This window comes from Undibacterium sp. Jales W-56 (assembly GCF_025548535.1).
Lineage (GTDB): Bacteria > Pseudomonadota > Gammaproteobacteria > Burkholderiales > Burkholderiaceae_D > Undibacterium.
Genome location: NZ_JAJLQW010000001.1, coordinates 93,767 through 114,081, shown reverse-complemented (window position 1 = coordinate 114,081; position 20,315 = coordinate 93,767). Strand labels below are relative to the sequence as shown.

Below are 20,315 nucleotides of genomic sequence, written 5' to 3'. Positions count from 1 at the left end.
TGAGGTTTTTGCGTATTTATTGCGTTTTGAGCAAATAATTTATCGTTTCTATTCCTCTGCCCGGACAGGTTTACGCAGACGGGGAAAAGAAGCCTATAATTTGTCTGCCTTGCGCCCCGCGCCTGGCATTATCCCGCTGTAACACCGATCTTGTGTCATGACAAATATTGCAAAAATACTGCCTCTTGCTAACGTCCTTCTGGATCTTGAAGTTTCCAGTAAAAAAAGAGCCTTCGAACAAGCTGGCTTGTTATTTGAAAACAACTGCAGCATTGCCCGTTCTACCGTCTCTGATAACCTGTTTGCACGCGAACGTTTAGGTTCGACCGGCCTGGGTCATAGCGTCGCGATCCCGCATGGCCGCATCAAAGGTCTGAAAGCACCGATTGCCGCCTTCGTGCGCCTGGCAGAACCGATTCCTTTCGAATCCCCTGACGGTGAACCGGTCAGCATTCTGATTTTTCTTTTGATGCCCGACAATGTCACGCAACAGCACCTGGAAATTCTCTCGGAAATCGCTGAGATGCTATCGAATGAAAGCTTCCGCGATGCGCTGAATACAGAACCCAGCGCCGAAGCGATTTATAAGAAAATCGTTACCTGGCAACCCAATCCCCAATCGGTATCCTGATGAGGCGCATGCTAAGCGGTAGCCGCCGTTCTGCGTGGACCAAGGCTGTTCAGCGCACTTCAGGCATCGCTTCATTCTTTATCATTTTTAATATCACCCATCAGATTGGGTAAGCCGCCATGCCATTACTGACCGAACTGACGATACAAAAAATCTTCGATGACAATCGTGATGCAATGCAGTTGGGATGGTTTGCCGGTTTCTCGGGCGGCGACAAACAAATTACCGGCGATGCGACTTCGTCCGCCGACCAGGTCGGCCACCTGAACTTTATCCACCCCGGGCGCATCCAGGTTTTGGGGCATCAGGAACTCGCTTACTATAATCGCTTATCGACGGTATCGCGTGGCAATCTGATCAAGGAACTGATTGCCGGCGCGCCGCCTGCGCTGATCGTGGCACAGGGATTGGAGACGCCGCAAGCGATTCTGAGCGCCTGCGATGATCATAATATTCCCTTGTTTTCTACCCCGCTGCCATCGGCCCAAGTCATCGATTTTTTGCGGGTGTATCTGTCTAAAAAACTGGCGCAGCGCACCACCATGCATGGCGTGTTTATGGATGTGCTTGGCGTCGGCGTGCTGATTACCGGTGAGTCGGGTTTAGGTAAAAGTGAATTAGGCTTGGAGCTGATTTCACGTAGTCATGGCCTGGTCGCCGATGATGCGGTTGAGTTCTCGCGCATTGCACCGAATATGATCGAGGGCCGTTGCCCGGATTTGCTGCAAAATTTGCTGGAAGTGCGCGGCCTCGGCTTGCTCGACATTAAGGCGATTTTTGGCGAAACCGCGGTACGTCGCAAAATGCGCCTGAAACTGATTGTGCATCTGGTCAGGCGCAGCACACTGGAAGAACATTACGAGCGTCTGCCGATCGATTCGCATACCCAGGAAGTATTGGGACTGCCGATCCGTAAAGTCATCATCCCGGTCGCGGCAGGCCGGAATATCGCGGTGCTGTTAGAAGCGGCGGTACGCAATACCATCCTGCAATTACGCGGCATCAATACGCTGGAGGAATTCATGGAACGTCAACGTCGTGCCATGAACGAGGATTCTGAATAAATGGCACAATAAGCTTTCGTGCCTTCCTATTTAGACGCCCTGCTCCCAACATCATGCACATATTACTGATCTCTGGCATTTCCGGCTCTGGCAAGTCAGTGGCGCTGAATGTCGTCGAAGATGCAGGCTTCTACTGCGTCGACAACTTGCCGCCCAGCCTGTTGCCGGAACTGGTCAAAACCCTGATCAGCGAAGACATTCAATCGGCGGCGATGGCGATTGATTCTCGCAGCGCCCATCTGCTGACCAATTTGCCGGATACCGTGCAAACCCTGCGCGCCGAGGGCCATGAAGTCAAAATCCTGTTTTTAACAGCAAGCACCGAATCCCTGGTCGCACGCTTTTCAGAAACCCGCCGCAGTCATCCTTTATCGCATCGCCTGCAAAAAAACCAGCCCATGGGCGATCGCCTCAGTTTGACCGAATGCATACAGGAAGAACGTGAAATTCTGGCGACCATCCAGTTCCTCGCCCATGTGATTGACACTTCGAATCTGAGCGCCAACAAATTGCGCGAATGGATCAAACATATCATCCAGATCCAGCACTCGCCGCTGACCCTGATGTTCGAATCCTTCGCGTTCAAAATCGGCGTCCCGCTGGATGCGGATTTTGTGTTCGACGTCAGGATGCTGCCGAATCCCTACTACGATCTGCAACTCCGTCTGTTGACAGGCCAGGATCAGCCGGTGATCCATTTCCTTGATGAACAAGCGATGGTGCAGGAGTTGTATCGCGATATCCGGCAATTCATCGAAAAATGGCTGCCGAGTTTCAAACACGATAATCGCAGCTACCTGACGGTTGCCATCGGCTGCACCGGCGGCCAGCATCGCTCCGTATTCATGGTGGAAAAACTGGCCGCGTATTTCAAGGACAAAGAACAGGTCCTGGTCAGGCACCGCCGCCTGAGCTAAACGATACTCTATCTCAGTACTTTTTAAATTCACAATAAAACAGCGCGACCAAGCCCGTTTTATTTTAAAAAAATGGGGAGTATCTGCAATTCCCGGGATGCAGGCCGCAGCAAGCGTGATGTCGGGAGGCTTGATGGTCCGCCCAATTATTTGGCAATCTCGATCCGGTTACGACCGTTTTCTTTCGCCCGGTACAAAGCCATATCGCTACGGGATAAGGCCGCGTCGGCACTTGCATCGTCCACGCTCATGGCAGCAATGCCGATGCTGACGGTAAGGGCAATCACTTGATCCCCGACTAGCAATGGCGTATTAGCAATCTGTTGCTGCACGCGTTTGGCAAAAGCGCTCGCCTCAGTAATCGTCGCATCAGACAAAATGACGGCAAATTCTTCGCCGCCGACGCGCCCGACCATATCGTTATCACGCAGTTGTTGAGAGAGAATTGCCGCGAAGTGTTTCAGCACCAGATCGCCGGTTGCATGGCCATAACTGTCGTTGACCAGCTTGAAGTGATCGAGGTCGCACATCAAGATGGCAGTACGTGTGCTGGCAATACGTTTAACCCGCGCCAGCTCTTCCTCCATGCGCCCCACAAAATGCCGGCGATTCGGCAGTTGCGTTAAAAAGTCGATCGTGGCGAATTCTTTCAACTCGATTTCGATCCGCTTGCGCTCAGTAACATCGCTGATAAAACCATGCCACAACGTACTGCCATCAGGCAAGCGACGCGGTTGCGCACTGCCATAACACCAACGCAAGCCCTGACGCGGCAACAGCACGCGATACTCTAGCTGCCAGGGCGTCAGATGCGCCGCTGATATTTCCAGGGAATTGCGGTAATTCGTAAAATCTTCCGGATGGATACGTTGATTCAGCAAGGAAATGTCGCGCGCAAGCTGGTCCGGCATGAGTTCATAAATCTGTTGAACACCTTCGCTAACGTAAGAAAAAAACGCCTCGCCGCTTGCCAATAAACGATATTGATACACCAGCCCTGGAATTTCATTGGTCAATGAGGTGATCAGATCAACGCTCTGCTGCAAACGATCGGAGATCGCCCGGATTGCACTGATGTCGGTAGTCGTCCCTATCATCCGCAAAGGCTTGCCCTGCGCATCGCGACTCACTACTTTACCGCGACTGGAGATCCATTTATAACTACCGTCCTTACAACGAATGCGGTGATCGACTTCATAGCTGTCGGTTTTTTGATCAAAATGGTTTTGTATCGTAGCACGCACAAAATCCACATCGTCAGGATGCAAACGGAGGTAACTGTCTTCTATTTTGCGGGATAAATAATCGGTCCCGGCATAGCCGAGTATGGCTTTCCAGCCAGATGAATATTCTATTTCATTCTTGCTGACATCCCGATCCCAAATACCCGTGGCACTACCTTCAATCGCCAGCGCCATGCGCTCCCGGCTCGCCTCGCTTTCGCGCAATTTGCTTTCGATTATTTTTAGCCGGGCATCATTATGCTCATGCGCAATCGCAATTGCCGCCAGATGGATGCGTTCATCAATAAAGCCTGGTTGATCGCCATCTTGATATTGCCCCTGGACGTAATCAGGACTTTTACTATAGAGGATAAAGATGCCCGACAAACTGCTATCAGCAGAACGGATAGCGGCGATCAATCTGGGATAGATGCCATGCACGACAGCAGGATCATGGAAGCTATGCCGGATTCGCTCTGCCGGCGTATTTTTGACAGTCTGACTATCGATGCGCTGGATATCTATCCACAATTGCGGGTCTATTTTGAGAGCCTCAACGGAGGCCAGATAGTCTGCAGGCAAGGTTGGCGCGGCACCGACTTTTACGCTGCCGCTGTCATGATCAACTAAATAGATGGCACAGGAAACCAAGGGCAGCCCGCGCTCACATTCACGGGCAATACCAGCCAGCGTCTCGGCTAATGGCGCACCGTGCGCGATGCCGGCAATAGCGGATGAACACGCAACATGCGACCAAACTGCGAACCGCGTTTGCGTAGCAGGCATGGACTGACTCTCTAATGGAATCTGATCTGGCATCATATTGGCTGGCAAGTCGTGTTCGGCGCTCGGCATAATGATTAAACATCAGCAATCAGAATATCAGGGTATCACAAGCTAAAACAACTCTGTATATCGATACAATAAAGATCCCCGGCGCGACGGCTCAAATCGTCGCACCCAGGATGGGCGATCGGATGATCCGGCGGTTTATACCATGACTACCCGGCGCATTTTTTGCGCTACATAGGCCAGACTGAGCGCCGTCATGCCAGCGCAGACGAGTAAAGCCGTGGCGATGGTCGCGATGCTGACCGTCTCACCTTTTAATACCTGATTCATCATTTGGTTTTGTGCCAATACCGGCACCCATTGGAACCAGGTCGGTTCGCGTCCGGGGAAAATGATAGGCATCAAGGTCATCATCGGTACAAACATGCTGATCATCTGGTTGCGGACCTGCGCTTCTTTATACCCTTTGCAATCCAACGCGACTGCGATCTGGATCGCGGCAAGACTGGCGGCCAGCGGCAATAACACCCAGAGGAACCCCAACGCATCATGCATCCCGAATTGGAATTCGGCACGCAAGGTCTCATTGCGTATCAGCCATTGCGAAGGAAAAAAACTGAAAATGGTCAATACCACCACACCCATACTGACCGCGGCAACCGCGCCCCACTTACCCACTGCCAGTTGCCAGCCTGAGATGGGATTCATCATCAAAGGCTCCAGCGAACCGCGCTCGCGTTCACCTGCGGTGGTATCGATCGCGGCATACATGCCGCCCAGGACGATCGCCATCAATACCATCATCGGCAGCATGGTCGTGACGGTCGCCTTGCGTTCATCGGGGCTTTGCAGGTGACGCTCTTTGACTTCAATCAATTGCAGAATTTCCGGTGAGACGCCGCGCATCATCAGGCTGAGCCCCGCATTCTCCTGCACATAACCCTCAAGTATGCGCTTCAATGGACGCAGCCCGAATTCCGCCTGGCGATTCGAGGTGTCGTAAGCGATTGCTAGAGTCACCTTTTCACCGGCAGATAATTTTTCCTGAAAATGTTCCGGCACCAACAGCACCGGCTGATCAATTTCCTTGTTCCTGGATTTGGCTTCGTAATCATCGGGCGCCGGCTTGATCTGATATCCCTGGCGCAAGATAAAATTTTCCAGGCCAGGCGCGTTTTTGATTCCGGCTACCAGCACGCTACGCTTCTCTTCCTGCGATTCTACCTGCGACAGCACTATGGAAAAAATAAACAGAATCAGGGGTACGCCAAGCAATGAACCAAATAAGGCGACCAGCAAAGTACGCCGGTCACGCAAGGCATCCTTGATCTCTTTACGGAAAATCGCAAACATGGCGTTCATCAGTTGCTCCTCTTGATGGCTGTCGCTGGATTCAGGAACGCCAGCTTGACAAAGGCGTCTTCAAAATTCGGTTCGGTCGCCTGTTGCAGCAACTGTTCTACCGTGCCGCTGGCGACATTGCGCCCCTGTGCGACGATCACCACCTGATCACACAGGCGCTCTACTTCCTGCATGATATGGGTAGAAAATATGATGCATTTTCCACCGCCCTCAGGCGATCTGAGCCAACGCAAGAATTCGCGCAGGGCGCGGGTGGCAACCACATCGAGTCCATTGGTCGGCTCGTCGAGAATAATATTCTTGGGATCGTGAATTAAAGCGCGTGCCAGCGCTGTCTTCATACGTTCGCCCTGACTGAACCCCTCGGTACGTCGATCCAGCAATTCCTGCATCCCCAGCCAATGCGCGAGCTGGTTCGTGCGTTGTTCAATCAAGCCGCGCTCCATGCCGTGCAGGCTACCGTAATACTGGATATTTTCGCGTGCAGTCAGGCGCGGATACAGGCCGCGGGCATCCGATAGCACACCCATATTCGATTGCGTTCCCTGCTGACCCGCTTTGACCTGCATGCCATCGACCGTAATCTCACCGCGATCTGCCGCCAGCAACGATGCAATCATGCGCAGACTGGTCGTCTTACCGGCGCCATTGGCGCCGAGCAAGCCGGTAATCGCGCCATCCTCTGCGCGAAAACTCACGCCATCCACCGCCTTCACAGATTCTTGGCGGCGCTGGCCGAAATTCAGATTCAGTTTGAATACCGGCTTGCCCTGACGCACAAAAGCCTTATGTAAATCCTGCACGACGATCATGGCCTGGCTCCCGTTTCAGAGGTACCGGGGACAGCAGGCGCACCCGATGCATTGGTCACAGGCCGGGCTTTTGGCAATTGCCAGGCCAGCGGTCGCGGTATCTGGCGTACGCAACTGGCATCGACTTTGAGCGCGCCGGCATCGTCTTTCGCATTCAGGTAGTGATACACCACATCGCGCACGCAGCCCTGGGTCAGCAAGCCATGTCCGGCATTCTGAATACTCAGGTGACGCGCATTCGCTCCCAGGGCTTTGGCGACGCTGTCACCGTGCCGGGTCGGCGTCACCGGATCAATGCCGCCGCTCAGCAACAGCACTGGCGCCGGACTCACAGGGATCGTATAAAAGCCCGCTGGAATGGCCGCCTTCGGCCACGCGCTGCATACGGCGCCATACATCTGCTCCATCATTTTTTCGAACTCATCATTGGCCGGCTGGCTTGGCGGACGGCTAAACGCCTCGCCGCACCAGACTGAAAAATGCATGCCGTAGGCAATCCCGGTCGGTGACGGCAAACCGAATGATCCGCTCAAGGTGACCAGCGGTGCGTAATTAGCTTGCTCCGCCTGGGTCAGAGCGTACGGCAAGGCAGCCAGGCTGGCGGGGGTATACAGCGTCTTGTGTACCATGCCCAACAAAACATCATGCGTGATGGTGGCGGAAACGGATGAGCCCAGACGCGGATGGGTAAAAGAAGTTTTTTGCGGCAGGCTGGCCAATAATTTTTTCCAGCGCTGCGCCAAGTCGGGATAGGCCCGGTTGCATGAGCTGTCCTTAGCGCAATCGGTAAATAATCCATCCAGCGCTTTTTGCGCATCCTCAGCAGGAAAACGCATGTCCGGCGGCACCACGCCATCGATCACCATGCGCTTCACCGACTGCGGATACTGGCGCAAAAACTCCAGTCCGGCACGGGTACCATACGAGGCGCCAACCAGATTGATCTTGCCGTAACCCTGCATCAAGCGCACCGCTTCTAAATCCTGTACTGCAATACTGGTGCTGAAATAACGCAGGTCGCCATACGGCAAAGCCTGTAAAGTTTTCATGCAAGCCAGGGTCAGCGCCAGCGATTGATCCCTATCTGGAAGTGCCTCGTTGTTTTCCAACTCCGGGCATTGCAAAGCGGCGCTGCGCCCCGTTCCGCGCTGATCGACGAATACCAGGTCACGACGGCGATTTAAGCGCCCCAATACGATTTGTCCCCAGGCGGCGACATTGATCGCACTCTGCCCCGGACCGCCAGCCAATACGAATACGGCGTCAGATAATTTATTTTTGTCTTGCGACGGCACCACCACAAAATGCACATCGATTTTTTTACCGTCCGGCTGTGCCGGGTCGAGCGGACGTTGTATCTGTCCGCACTGTAGCTCTTGTGGAAAATCCGGAATACGGCATGGTCTGGTCGCGGCCTGTGCGAGCACCGGCAGGCTCAATGTCAACGCCAGCCCCAGGCGATGCAGCCGGACCGCAGTGGTTGTGGAAAACAAGTTCATCTCCAATCCATCTCCTTTATTCAGTATTCAGTCAATTTTATAAGTAGGACTTACGCAAAACCGCGAACTGCTTATCTCAACTCATAGGTAAATTTTAAAAACCCCATATTGAACCCGCAGGCTGGTTGCGGCTTCCAGAGGCATTTCGTGCCAGCAGGCGCAGCCAGCTTGCGGATACGTTTTCAATATCAACATACCAAAGGGTTATTGACTCTTGCCTGTCCTCTGTGTCTCGGTGTTGAGTGGTTTTGGTTTTTGCGTAAGTCCCATATAAAGCAATCAAAACGAGAGCGACCAACAGCGGCGCCCGATTACATCGCCAACAGATATTTTTTCACCGGCGCGGGCAATGCGGCCTGCGCTACCTGCGCCAGATCCAGCCAGATCCAGCGCTGTTCGCCAACCTGAGAACTCCGTTGCGACACATTCAATTGCAGCACTGTTGCATGCAATTTGAAATGCGTAAATCCATGTGAAAATCCGGGCAATTGCCGCATCGCCGTGACCTCACCAAACTGCGCTGCGTATCTTTTGGCCGCCAGACTTTGTTCAGGTAGATCATGCGCCTCGTCGGCTGACTCATCGGGATTGCGTTCTTGCATGCCATCGAGTTCAGGCAGAGACAGCAAGCCGCCCCAGATGCCGCTGTCAGGGCGCTGCTCCAGCAAGACCTGATTCTGATGACGCAATACCAGCATCAGCGTCTGTTTTTCTTTTTGCTGCTTTTTTGGTTTGCGTGTCGGCAGTTCGGCGGTACGCTGTTCTGCATGAGCGACGCAGCGCTGCTGCATAGGGCAGCGTGGGCAAGACGGGCTGCTGCGGGTACATAGAGTAGCGCCCATATCCATCAATCCCTGGGTATAGGATTCGATCCCGGTTTCAGGCAACAGCGCCTGCGCCCGTAACCACATGTCATCTTCGATTTTTTTTGTGCCGGGATAACCGGCGATACCAAATACCCGGGCCAATACGCGCTTGACATTGCCGTCCAGGATCGCCGCACGGCTACCGTATGAGAATGCGGCAATTGCCGCTGCCGTAGAACGCCCTATCCCCGGCAACTGCTGCAATAGCTGAGGATCGGCAGGGAATTTTCCTGCGTAATTCACCACGACTTGTTTTGCACATTGATGCAAATTGCGCGCCCGGGTGTAATACCCCAGACCGCTCCAGTGCGCCATCACCTCTTCCGATGGCGCATCGGCCAATGCAAATACGGTCGGGAAGCTGGCCAGAAAACGCTGATAGTATGGAATGACCGCAGCTACCTGGGTCTGCTGCAACATGATTTCAGAGAGCCAGACGCGATAAGCGTCGGTGGTATTTTGCCAGGGCAGTTCATGACGCCCATATTGTTTTTGCCATTGAATTAAATCCGCAGAAAAACTCGGATCGGCATATACGGATTCGACCTGGGAACTATCGGTACGATCCGCGCTGCGGACTTTGGTGGAGCTTGATTTCATTAAACATGATCAAAAAAGAATGGATCCAAGTATAAAGGTAATTTTGCCAATCTGATAGCAGGATCGCCGGCACCTGCTGACAATCGCAGGTAAAAATAGATTCAATCGCGCTATACCTCGTCATGTTTTTTCGCCATCGAAAAATGCCGTCAAACCCAGCTCCGGCCAACCATCAAACCAGCGCAAAAAATGTGCAACTTAACTTGCCAAGAACACAGAAGCCTAGGATAATCGCGTCCTCTGTTCATCCATGAATAAAGATGACGAAAGCCCGCTTTCACCAGCGGGCTTTTTTCATCTTTGATTCAGGGGCGCTCGCTGATCAGCTTTCCAGCTCCCTACGCATATTAATTTGTTGCTGTACTAGATTTCGTTACATGAAAAATAATTCGACCGACTCCACTGGCTTACCTCTGCAAAAAAGCGCATCAACGCTTACCCTGGGCAGCAAAAACCGCCCGGGTAAAGAACCGGCTCTTCCCAGGATTGAAGCAAAAATAATTGCCGTACAGCCTGCCCAGGCCGTAGTGCATGAGCAGATCATGGCCGCTGTCATGACCGACGCGCTACCTGTTGCCTCCGCTCAGGTGACAGTGATGACCAAGCGCCGCTCCAGGCTAGCCGCGGTCATGGCTGCCGCCCCGGAAACCATAGAGGGAACGGATCAGATAGCGGCGGAGACATTGCCAGACTTGCCTGCGGAAGATAGTGCAGTTGCCGTCGCTGAACCGGCAGCCGTGTCATCTGCCATATCATCCGCCATACCGGCTGCCTCCGCTGATTTAGCGACGCAGGAAATCAGCGCAGCAAGCTCACCGCTTGCATTGGATATCGACTTTACCGACTACACCGTTGGCAGCGCCAGCAATAGCGCGGCGGCGGTTGTCGTAGTCAAAAAATCGAGTTCACGCCTGCGCAAAAAATTGACCGCAGCAGCAGACGCCACACCTGCCGCGCCTGCTGCTGCCAGCGTGGCAGCAAGCATGGAAGTAAGGGTCGAAGTAAATCCCAACGTGGCCCCATCCTCAGCACCGGCCGAGCTCAGCACCGTCAGCAAACGTGCGCCGCGCATCTGGAAACAAGCAGCACCGATAGTCGAAGTCAATGTGGCGACTGTCGACACCTCGGCCTACGTCCTGCCTGCCGTCAAGGAAGCCGCCAAGCGCGGACGCAAGCCGAGTGAATTCCAATTCGAGAACGATGAAATCCGTGCGCTCAATGCGGTGGAATCCGCAGAACTGAAATCGGTCGCCAGAGCCAAAGCCAGAAAAGCCTCGGCTGGCACTACCGCCACCACCTCGTCCGAGCAACTCGAGCAATACCGTAAAAAACTGACCAAGCTGATACAGATAGGCAAAGATCGCGGCTATCTGACCCATGCAGAAATCAACGATCATTTACCGGAAAACGTGGCCGATCCGGAAATGGTACAAGGCATCATCAGCACGCTCAACGATATCGGTGTCGCCGTCTATGATCAGGCGCCGGATGCCACGCTGCTGCTGTTGACCGACAGCGTCGTCACCGCCGTCAGCGATGATGAGGCCGAAGCCACAGCCGCTGCGGCACTGTCCACCGTGGATGCCGATTTCGGCCGCACCACCGACCCGGTGCGTATGTATATGCGCGAAATGGGCGGGGTCGAATTATTGACGCGCAGCGGCGAAATCGACATCGCCAAGCGTATTGAAGATGGCTTGAAAGATATGCTGCAAGCGATCTCGGCCAGTCCAAGTACCATTGCAGAAATTCTGGCAATTGCCGACAAGATCGCTAAAGATGAGATCAAGATTGATGACATCATCGACGGCCTGGTCGATCCGGACGCCAAGGAAGACAGCAGCCTGGCCAGCATCGCCAATGTTCAGGAGGACAGTGATGAACCCGATGAAGAGGACGAAGACGATGCCGTCAGCGCGGATGCGGTCAGCGAAGAACAATTGCTGCAATTGAAGAATGCCGCGCTGCTTAAATTTGCCGTCATCGCTCGCCAGTTTGAAAAAATGCGCGCACTGGAATCCAAGGAAGGCTATCAGTCATCGAATTATGTACAAGCGCAGCAGCGCATTTCACAAGAGTTATTAGGCATACGCTTCACCGTCAAAACTACAGAAAAATTATGCGATACCTTACGCAGGCAAATGGCTGAATTGCGTCAGGTCGAGAAAAAAATGCAGGATTTGCTGATCAATAAATGCGGCATGCCACGTCCGCATTTCATCGCAAAATTTCCCGGCAACGAAACCAATACCACATGGCTGAATAACGAAGTCGAGAGCAATCAGCCGCACAGCGCCGCCTTGCAGCGCCACATCCATGCAGCGAATGAGTTGCAACAGAAACTCATCGCGCTGGAACAAAAAATCGCAATGCCGCTCAGCGATTTGCGCAAGACCAATAAGCAAATGGTCGCCGGCGAAAAACGCGCAGCAGACGCCAAGCGTGCCATGACTGAAGCGAATTTGCGCCTGGTGATTTCTATCGCGAAGAAATATGTGAACCGCGGACTGCAATTCCTCGACCTGATCCAGGAAGGGAATATCGGCTTACTCAAAGCCGTCGATAAATTTGAATATCGCCGCGGATATAAATTTTCCACCTATGCCACCTGGTGGATACGCCAGGCGATTTCGCGAGCGATTGCCGATCAGGCCAGAACCATTCGCGTTCCGGTGCATATGATAGAAACCATCAATAAAATGAACCGCATCAAACGCCAGCTGATGCAGGAAAGCGGCGTCGAACCCGATCCGGCACTCATTGCAAAGAAGATGGAAATATCGGAAAGCAAGATCCGCGAAATCATGAAGATCGCCAAGGAACCGGTATCGATGGATACGCCTATCGGCGATGACGGCGACTCGCAGCTCGGCGATTTCATCGAGGACAATCACACCTTGTCCCCGATGGCGGCAGCGATGCAAGCCTCCGTCCAGGAAAAGTTGAAAGAAGTGCTGGACTCACTCAGCCCGCGCGAAGCCAAGGTGCTGCGCATGCGCTTCGGCCTGGAAATGGTCAGCGACTACACCCTGGAAGAAGTCGGCAAACAGTTTGAAGTCACGCGTGAACGGATACGCCAGATTGAAGCCAAGGCGATGAAAAAATTGCGCCATCCATCGCGCTCGGATCAACTGAAGAGCTTACTGGAAAGTCACTAGGCAGAAAAAAAGCTTGTCAGCGCATCCGTGCTGACAAGCTTTTCTGTGCGGGTTGTGATTTTATCTGACAGGAGATGTTAGATCATATGTGTATGCAATCACCTCAAAGCTGCCGGTCGCGCTTCACAATAGTGGGCATTCAAAGACTAAGCTGGCGGGTGCTTTGCGTCCGCATTTTGCATTGAGGTAAAACGCGTCTCATACGTCGCCACAAACGCAACTATTACGCTTACGACGGTAAAAACCATGACGTCTTCCGAATAAGTCCACTGACGCTGGTTTGCTAACCCGGTACGCCAAAATATTAGACCTCCCGCTACGATACTTGCGAGGACGGGGTGGTCAAGTTTTAGCACCGTCAGAACGAACAAAATTGGAAAGCCAACCAGCACAAGGTAAAAGGCAGTTACCGCCGCTGTGAGAGATACAATAGCAAGCAAAGCAAATGCAGTACGGGATATATCGTTACCTACGCCGCTCGTTACTTCCGCCATCAGTGTGTAGGCAGCTACAAGTAATGGAGCCACCCAGAATGCTCGAAGTAATCCACGGACTGTCCTCTTAAACGCTAGTTTCCACATATCTGCTTAATTAATGAAAAGAGCGATAGCAAGTTGCCCCTAAGCTGCGGTCACCTGCAAATGCAGCAAGAAAGAACTCGTGCCTACGAACTAAGAAAGCCGCATAAAAAACGTAATACGACCACGCAGTCCCAAAAAACCAAAGAGGAGCAATGAGCCCGTGCAGCGCCTCCCCCCACATCTTGCCACGCTAAAATTAATGAAGCAACACCAACTAGAACTTATGACTGAATGCCAGCAATTGGCCGACAGAAGTCACCTATAAAGCTTCAAGATTTGACTAAATCTGACAGCCGCTAACACATAAATTCTGATTTACTTCAGCTTCCCAACCCTGACCTATGATCTGGCACCTATTTCTAGGCCGCCTTTAATGCGCTCAGTTCCGCTGACAGCGCATTTTTCAAGTTCGCTTCCAGCTCGTTCAATTTGCTCTTCTGCGCATCCATTTCAGCTTGAATGCTCTCGAAGGAATTGATTTTTTCTTCCAGGCTATCCGTTGCCACATGAATCCGCTGTATCGATTGCATGCGGTTTTTCAACTGGCCTTTATGCTCACGGATTTGGGCTTCCAGAGGCGCCATCACGACTTTCTGCCATGCCTCGACATCGCGATTGGCCTGCAAAAAACTTTGCTTCACGCGCGCAGCGATGGAGTCGAAGAACTTCTGCATGACAACCACGCGCGGTTTGGTGAGCAAGGTGGTGGCGCTGAATTGCTTCTGAAATACCGCCTCTACCGCATTGACTTCCTGTATGTATTTTTGCAGGGAAAACGGCATCGGCGCAGTCAAGGCCAGACCGTGTTCTGTAGAAAATTTACGGTACATGATGGTCATCATTTCCGAAATTTCATCGGTCTTTTTGTTGGAGGCCTGCAGATTAAATTTGATATTGCTGAAGAATTGTTTGACTGCGTCTTTCAGGCCGGAAGAAAAATTACTGTTCTCCATGGCATCGCGCGCCTTGCGAATTTCTTCGCGCAAAATATCCATCCCCAGGCTGGTATACACCTCGGTTGAGAGGCGGGTGAAGACGGCGCGCGTTCCCTGCATCTTGAGCAGGCTGGCGTCGAACTCTTTTTTCTCTGCATCGATGCGGCGCATCATGTGTTCGATCACATTCACGTTCTTGCCGCGCAGGCTCTTCAGCTCCATCGTCTGCTCGACCAGGCTGCGGCTGCGTGCAGAGAGAACCGCTTGCTGTCCGCCTGTGATTTCGTTGATATCGGCAGACATGTGAGAACGGATAATCTCTTGCTTGGACGGGATTAATTCTTTGGACAGCGCATATTCCAGGCTTGGCAAACGGCTCTTGGCCAGCAGCGGCGCATCCTTGTTGATTTTCGCAACCAGGCCCTTTTGTGCGGAGACCGGAAAAATTTGTTTTGCATCGATAGTCAGATTATGCGCAACCGTTGCTATCTGATGCTTGATCTGATTTTCTATCTCTTCCGGTGTGCGCAACTCGTCCCACATGCTGTCGATCTTATTCAGCACCACCATACGGCCAGGGCCGCCGCCGATATGATTGCGCCAGACATCAATATCGCTCTTGGTGACGCCGGTATCGGCAGCCAGGATAAACAAGACTGCATGCGCGTTCGGAATCAGGTTCAAGGTCAATTCAGGTTCGGTACCGATCGCGTTCAGGCCCGGGGTGTCGACGATGATCAAACCTTCTTTGAGCAAAGGATGCGGGAAATTCACAATCGCATGTCGCCACTGAGAAATTTCTACCAGCCCGTCCTCATCAATTTCCAATGGCGCGTCCGGATCGTTTTCATCAAACAAGCCGTAGGACTTGGCTTCTTCTATCGATACTTTCTTGGTCAGGCTGACTTGCTTGAATGCTTCCAGCATGCCGTCGCCAGAGTTGATATTCAGTGGAAATACGGTCCAGACATGGTGCTGGCCTTTGTAGTCGCTGGTCGATTGCGCTTCTTTGCGGGTTTCGATAGGCAGCAGGCGTATGCAAGGCGGAATTGTTTCGTCGTATAACAACTCAGTCGGACACATGGTGGTGCGACCAGCCGAGGACGGCAAAATACGCTGGCCGTAATCGGCGAAGAAAATGGCGTTAATTAGCTCCGACTTGCCGCGTGAAAATTCTGCGACGAAAGCGATGGACAACTTGTCATCGACCAGTCTTTCCAATAAACGCGAGATACGCTGATCGCTGGCGGCATCGGCCATATCCGATCCATTTATCCACGCGCGATATTGCTCGAGCGCGTTCACGACACCTTTGCGCCAATCGCTGTATTCCTGGAATTTTTGAACCAGATTACTCATGTTGCCCTCAAATAATATTTTTAGTATCCGGAGAATCTAGCATTTTGGCCTATTTTTGACAATTTATGCAGTAAAAAGTGCTGCGCTGGCCTTGTTTGATCTGTCTTATTGTTGTTCCGCACAGCCGACATTGCTCTCCTGCACGATCATATACGAAATAAGTCTGTTGAAAATAACCTGTTTGCCCGTCAACCCCGATGAAATCGCGCAAACTGCTACCGCCTTGTTCGATGGCGGCTTGCAAGGTAAGGCGAATTTCTTCGGCCAGCAGCCGGTACCTCGCCAGGCTGATGCGATGCGCCGAGACTTTCGGGTTGATTTTGGCGCGAAACAGGCTTTCTGACGCGTAGATATTACCGACCCCGACCACGATATCGCCTGCCAGCAAGACTTGTTTGATCGCCGCTTTACGCTGACGCGTCTGCTTGTACAGCAATTCCGCGTTAAATAATTCTTCCAGCGGCTCTACACCGAGACCACGCAATAGCAAATGCTGATTCACGTCGCCGTCCGCAGCGTCATGCCAGAGTACCGCGCCAAAGCGGCGTGGATCCGTCATGCGCAGAGCCTGAGTGCCGACCACGATATCGATATGGTCATGTTTTTGCGCGGGCGTGCTGGCGGGGATGATGCGTAAATGTCCCGACATGCCGAGATGGATCAAGACCGTGCCATGCCGAAATTCGAGCAAAAGATATTTGCCGCGTCGCCCGGCTGCCAGAATGCGCTGGCCTGTGAGTAATTCAGCCAGATTATCAGGGAAAGGCCAACGCAAACCCGCGCGGCGCAGAACTACTTGCGTGACTTGCTGTCCGATCAGATGGGGTGCGACGCCGCGCCGGGTAACTTCGACTTCGGGGAGTTCTGGCATAGATTCAATTGTGATTATGTTAGAGATCGGAGATTACAATTTGACACAGAGTACCGGCATCGATCGCCCCACGCAGACACGGCTTCAGCGTAAAATCAACCATCATCAGTCAAACTTGGATATTGTTTTGAAAACTGTTTTGCACATTCATCGCAGCACGCTTGTATCGCCTTGCAACACCGGCACACCCTCGCCTGCCTCGTCTATTGTAACGGCTCTGCGTGCATTTGCTCCGCTGCTGGCGTTCACCATCCTGCTATCGGCGTGCAGCAGCATGTCTCCCTCGAAATCGGGCATCTCGGAAGACGCACATCAGGCAATCGGGGCGACCGATGCGGCGCAAGCTGCGCTGGCTGCGGAACATGCGATTGGCGGTGCTCAGATCAGCAAACGCGGCGAGGAGCATTTGCCCGCCGTCGCGCTGACCGATGAGTTGCTGTATAAAATCTTGACTTCCGAAATCGCTTTTCAGCGCGGCAACTGGCAAGCCGCTTATGTGACGATACTCAGCGTCGCCCAGCAAACCCGCGATCCCCGTCTGGCACGACGCGCATCTGAAATGGCGCTGGCCGCCAAGCAGCCGGGCGAATCGCTGACCGCAATCCGCCTGTGGCGCGAACTCGCCCCCAACTCAAATGAAGCTACCCAGTATTATCTCGGCTTCATGGTGATGAATAATAATCTGGCCGAAATCCATTCGGTCTTTGCCGAGAAATTACGCAACGCCGAACCGAAACAATATGCCTTGCTGATGTTGCAAGCGCAGCGCTTATTGGCCCGCGCCCGCGACAAGAACGCCGCTTTCGACACGCTGGAAGAAATCGTTGCCCCCTACAAAACCACCGCGGAAGCCCACCTCGCCCTTGCACAAGGCGCCTACGCCAGGGGCGACAACAAGCGCGCCGTCGCCGAGGCCGAGCTGGTGCTGCAAGCCAAACCCGACTCGCAACTGGCAGTACTCACCATTGCGCAGGCCTCCAAACAAAGCGATGCGATGAAAGCCATGGCGGCATTTTTGCAAAAAAATCCGAAAGCGCGCGATGTGCGCCTGGCCTATGGCAGCATCCTGATCGACCAGCATCAAATGGATAAGGCGACGCAAGAATTCGAGCAATTGCTGCGCGATAAACCGGACGACATCAACGTGCTGTACACGCTTGGCATATTGAGCATGGAGAGCAAAAAGAAACCCGGCAATAATCAGCTGGCCGAACAATATCTGAGCCGCTACCTGACAGAACTCGAAGCCAATCCTGCCGAAGAACGCGATCCGACGCCTGCGCTGCTGAATCTGGCGCAACTCGCTGTCGAGCGCAACGATTATCCTGCTGCGCAAGCATGGCTGGCCAAAGTGGAATCCTACGACGGCCGTAATGCTGCCTATTTCAATACGCAAATCCGGCGCGCGCAGTTGCTGGCGAAAGAAGGCAGGTTGGCTGAAGCCAGGCAGTTCTTACATGACTACAAAGCAGCCAACGATACCGAGCAAGCCCAGCTAGCCCAGGCGGAAGCACAATTGCTGCGCGAGGCAAAACAAACCGATGAGGCGAATCGCGTCATGGAAGCCGCATTGCAGCGCTTTCCGGATAATACCGACCTGTTATACGACTATGCAATGCTGGCAGAATCGCAGAAAAGAAACGAGGCGATGGAAACCGCCCTGCGCCGCGTCATCGCTTTGGCTCCGAATAGCCAGCATGCCTACAATGCGCTCGGCTATTCATTGGCAGACCGGAATATCCGCCTGGACGAAGCGCTGAGCCTGATCGAAAAAGCAGCGAGCCTGGCCCCCGACGATGCGTTTATTCTCGATAGTCTGGGCTGGGTCAAATTCCGCCTGGCGCGCTTCGATGATGCGGAAAAAGATCTGCGGCGCGCTTATGAATTACGCCAGGATGCAGAGATCGCGATCCATTTAGGCGAAGTGCTATGGACGCAGGGCCACAAGGAAGATGCAAAAAAATTCTGGCGCGAAGCCAGAGCCAAAGATCCTGACAGCGCAACTTTAAAAACCACGCTGCAACGTTTAAACGCCAAACCGTAATCGTGGAGACCGCATACAACCTGTATCAGCCTAAAATTGCCGCTACAGATCGTATGCAAGCAACATCGCAACGAGATACTCCACCCAGCATAGAAAAAATTGATCAAATGCACCAAGCCAGCAATGCGGGATCGCCGCATTTAATCAGATACTCCCCTGTTTTTTTACTTTTACTGTGCCTATGGCTGAGCGGCTGCGCCAGCCCGCCACACCGGGCAGCGGGCAGCGCATCCGAGCGCAGCTACCACAGCAACATCCAGATCAGCGGGCGCATCCTGGTGCGTTACCAGCAAAACGGCAAGCCACAAAGTTTGCCGGGCAGCTTTGAATGGCAGCAAACGCCGGACAGCCTCACCATCGCCTTGCTGTCCCAGTTAGGACAAACCATCGCCACCATCAACCAGACGGCGTCCGGTGCGAGCTTGCAACAAGCCGGCCAGGAAACGCGTTATGCCAGCGACCTCGATAGCCTGCTGACCGAAAGCCTGGGCTGGTCGCTGCCGGTCAGCGGCCTGCGCGACTGGCTGCAAGCATATAGCCGCAACCCGCAAGGACAACGCACCGCCCTGGCTGCACAAGACAATATTGAAATCGACACCGATGGCTGGCATCTGCGCTACGCGACCTGGGAAGCCGGCGCCGACTCACCCCGCCCGAAACGCATAGACCTGCAACGCAGCACCGTTCAGGCAGGAGAATTGTCCTTGCGCATCGCCATTGACCAATGGACACCGCAATGATCGGCACGCTACATCAATGCCCGGCTCCGGCGAAACTGAACCTGTTCTTGCACGTCACCGGTCGTCGTGCGGACGGCTATCACCTGCTGCAAACCGCGTTTCAACTACTCGATCATGGCGATTCCCTGGATTTCGAGGTGCGCAACGATGCCCGGATAGTGCGTGCCAACGACATCCCAGGCGTACCTGCCGAGAGCGACCTGATCGTCCGTGCAGCCCGGCTATTGCAAGCCAACACCGGAATCAGTCTGGGCGCGAACATCACCCTGCATAAAAAACTCCCTATGGGCGGCGGACTGGGCGGCGGCTCCTCCGATGCAGCAACCACTCTAATAGCGCTCAATCACCTGTGGCAATGCGGACTGAGCCGCGCAGAATTGATGGTACTCGGCCTGCAATTGGGTGCCGACGTACCGTTTTTCCTATTTGGTCAGAATGCCTTCGCCGAGGGCATAGGCGAACAATTGCAGGCTATCGATACGCCCGCGAACTGGTTCGTGGTGATTGAGCCGGGCGTACAAGTCCCGACGCCTGCAATTTTTTCCACAAAAGAGTTGACACGAGACACAAAACCCATCAGAATAGCGGACTTTTCCAGCCATTCAAAAATGGAGTGGAAAAACGATCTGCAAGCAGTAGCTTGTGCTTTGTTTCCAGAAGTTGATGCAGCCATACAGTGGCTGAAAACTTTCGGCGACGCCAGGATGACCGGATCGGGCGCTTGTGTATTTTGTGCATTTTCTGATGAGGCGAAAGCCGCTCAAGTGCTGGCACAGGTACCTGACAAGTGGCAAGCCTGGAAAGCCAAAGCAATCCGTCAACATCCGATGACGCACTTGCTGCAGAGTTAAAAAATTTGGT

Annotated in this window: 14 protein-coding genes; 7 read left to right on the top strand and 7 right to left on the bottom strand. The window is 53.3% G+C overall.

The window, feature by feature from the left end; genetic code table 11:
- Positions 1-157: 157 nt before the first annotated feature.
- From LPB67_RS00570 to rapZ, 3 genes are all read left to right on the top strand, one after another.
- On the top strand, positions 158-631 hold the full coding sequence (locus LPB67_RS00570; RefSeq protein ID WP_262835101.1) for a PTS sugar transporter subunit IIA: 474 nt from the start codon (positions 158-160) through the stop codon (positions 629-631).
- 119 nt (positions 632-750) lie between these two features.
- Positions 751-1,695, top strand: a complete 945-nt coding sequence (gene hprK, locus LPB67_RS00565) for an HPr(Ser) kinase/phosphatase (RefSeq protein WP_262835100.1) — start codon at positions 751-753, stop codon at positions 1,693-1,695.
- A 53-nt stretch (positions 1,696-1,748) separates the two neighbouring features.
- A complete protein-coding gene (gene rapZ, locus LPB67_RS00560; protein WP_262835099.1) occupies positions 1,749-2,612 on the top strand; it encodes an RNase adapter RapZ in 864 nt (287 codons plus the stop codon).
- A 146-nt stretch (positions 2,613-2,758) separates the two neighbouring features.
- On the opposite strand, the gene LPB67_RS00555 is transcribed toward rapZ, so the two are convergent.
- The 5 genes from LPB67_RS00555 to mutY form a co-directional block, all read right to left on the bottom strand.
- Positions 2,759-4,621: a sensor domain-containing diguanylate cyclase gene (locus LPB67_RS00555; protein ID WP_262835098.1), complete on the bottom strand. Its 1,863-nt coding sequence runs from the start codon at positions 4,619-4,621 to the stop codon at positions 2,759-2,761.
- Between the two features lie 204 nt (positions 4,622-4,825).
- The gene (locus LPB67_RS00550; RefSeq protein WP_262835097.1) at positions 4,826-5,989 is read right to left on the bottom strand and encodes an ABC transporter permease; all 1,164 of its coding nucleotides are present in this window, start codon (positions 5,987-5,989) and stop codon (positions 4,826-4,828) included.
- Positions 5,989-6,801, bottom strand: a complete 813-nt coding sequence (locus tag LPB67_RS00545) for an ATP-binding cassette domain-containing protein (RefSeq protein ID WP_262835096.1) — start codon at positions 6,799-6,801, stop codon at positions 5,989-5,991. The genes LPB67_RS00550 and LPB67_RS00545 overlap by 1 nt, the downstream gene beginning before the upstream one ends.
- Entirely contained in the window at positions 6,798-8,300 is a 1,503-nt protein-coding gene (locus LPB67_RS00540; RefSeq protein ID WP_262835095.1) for an alpha/beta hydrolase, read from the bottom strand. Before LPB67_RS00540 ends, LPB67_RS00545 begins: the two co-directional genes overlap by 4 nt.
- A gap of 311 nt (positions 8,301-8,611) precedes the next feature.
- A complete protein-coding gene (gene mutY / locus LPB67_RS00535; RefSeq protein WP_262835094.1) occupies positions 8,612-9,766 on the bottom strand; it encodes an A/G-specific adenine glycosylase in 1,155 nt (384 codons plus the stop codon).
- A gap of 377 nt (positions 9,767-10,143) precedes the next feature.
- Here mutY and rpoD point away from each other — a divergent pair, with 377 nt between their 5' ends.
- Positions 10,144-12,924, top strand: coding sequence for an RNA polymerase sigma factor RpoD (rpoD, locus tag LPB67_RS00530; RefSeq protein ID WP_316685035.1), 2,781 nt, complete (start codon positions 10,144-10,146; stop codon positions 12,922-12,924).
- Between the two features lie 940 nt (positions 12,925-13,864).
- On the opposite strand, the gene LPB67_RS00525 is transcribed toward rpoD, so the two are convergent.
- Both LPB67_RS00525 and mutM read right to left on the bottom strand, forming a co-directional pair.
- Positions 13,865-15,799: a dynamin family protein gene (locus LPB67_RS00525; protein WP_262835093.1), complete on the bottom strand. Its 1,935-nt coding sequence runs from the start codon at positions 15,797-15,799 to the stop codon at positions 13,865-13,867.
- Positions 15,800-15,848: 49 nt separating this feature from the next.
- Positions 15,849-16,670 (bottom strand): bifunctional DNA-formamidopyrimidine glycosylase/DNA-(apurinic or apyrimidinic site) lyase, encoded by an 822-nt coding sequence (gene mutM, locus LPB67_RS00520; RefSeq protein ID WP_262835092.1) that lies wholly within the window; start codon positions 16,668-16,670, stop codon positions 15,849-15,851.
- A 127-nt stretch (positions 16,671-16,797) separates the two neighbouring features.
- On the opposite strand from mutM, the gene LPB67_RS00515 reads away from it, so the two are divergent.
- The 3 genes from LPB67_RS00515 (at position 16,798) to ispE (ending at position 20,305) form a co-directional block, all read left to right on the top strand.
- Positions 16,798-18,714: a tetratricopeptide repeat protein gene (locus LPB67_RS00515; protein WP_316685034.1), complete on the top strand. Its 1,917-nt coding sequence runs from the start codon at positions 16,798-16,800 to the stop codon at positions 18,712-18,714.
- A 107-nt stretch (positions 18,715-18,821) separates the two neighbouring features.
- Positions 18,822-19,454, top strand: coding sequence for a lipoprotein insertase outer membrane protein LolB (gene lolB / locus LPB67_RS00510; RefSeq protein WP_262835091.1), 633 nt, complete (start codon positions 18,822-18,824; stop codon positions 19,452-19,454).
- On the top strand, positions 19,451-20,305 hold the full coding sequence (gene ispE / locus LPB67_RS00505; protein ID WP_262835090.1) for a 4-(cytidine 5'-diphospho)-2-C-methyl-D-erythritol kinase: 855 nt from the start codon (positions 19,451-19,453) through the stop codon (positions 20,303-20,305). Before lolB ends, ispE begins: the two co-directional genes overlap by 4 nt.
- Positions 20,306-20,315 lie beyond the last annotated feature (10 nt).

What these genes read in the sequence shown, in the direction of transcription:
- mutM (WP_262835092.1), bottom strand. Translation starts at nt 16,670, where the DNA reads ATGCCAGAACTCCCCGAAGTCGAAGTTACCCGGCGCGGCGTCGCACCC.
- LPB67_RS00545 (WP_262835096.1), bottom strand. Translation starts at nt 6,801, where the DNA reads ATGATCGTCGTGCAGGATTTACATAAGGCTTTTGTGCGTCAGGGCAAG.
- mutY (WP_262835094.1), bottom strand. Translation starts at nt 9,766, where the DNA reads ATGAAATCAAGCTCCACCAAAGTCCGCAGCGCGGATCGTACCGATAGT.
- LPB67_RS00540 (WP_262835095.1), bottom strand. Translation starts at nt 8,300, where the DNA reads ATGAACTTGTTTTCCACAACCACTGCGGTCCGGCTGCATCGCCTGGGG.
- LPB67_RS00555 (WP_262835098.1), bottom strand. Translation starts at nt 4,621, where the DNA reads ATGCCTGCTACGCAAACGCGGTTCGCAGTTTGGTCGCATGTTGCGTGT.
- ispE (WP_262835090.1), top strand. Translation starts at nt 19,451, where the DNA reads ATGATCGGCACGCTACATCAATGCCCGGCTCCGGCGAAACTGAACCTG.
- LPB67_RS00570 (WP_262835101.1), top strand. Translation starts at nt 158, where the DNA reads ATGACAAATATTGCAAAAATACTGCCTCTTGCTAACGTCCTTCTGGAT.
- LPB67_RS00525 (WP_262835093.1), bottom strand. Translation starts at nt 15,799, where the DNA reads ATGAGTAATCTGGTTCAAAAATTCCAGGAATACAGCGATTGGCGCAAA.
- rapZ (WP_262835099.1), top strand. Translation starts at nt 1,749, where the DNA reads ATGCACATATTACTGATCTCTGGCATTTCCGGCTCTGGCAAGTCAGTG.
- hprK (WP_262835100.1), top strand. Translation starts at nt 751, where the DNA reads ATGCCATTACTGACCGAACTGACGATACAAAAAATCTTCGATGACAAT.
- LPB67_RS00550 (WP_262835097.1), bottom strand. Translation starts at nt 5,989, where the DNA reads ATGAACGCCATGTTTGCGATTTTCCGTAAAGAGATCAAGGATGCCTTG.
- rpoD (WP_316685035.1), top strand. Translation starts at nt 10,144, where the DNA reads ATGAAAAATAATTCGACCGACTCCACTGGCTTACCTCTGCAAAAAAGC.
- lolB (WP_262835091.1), top strand. Translation starts at nt 18,822, where the DNA reads ATGCACCAAGCCAGCAATGCGGGATCGCCGCATTTAATCAGATACTCC.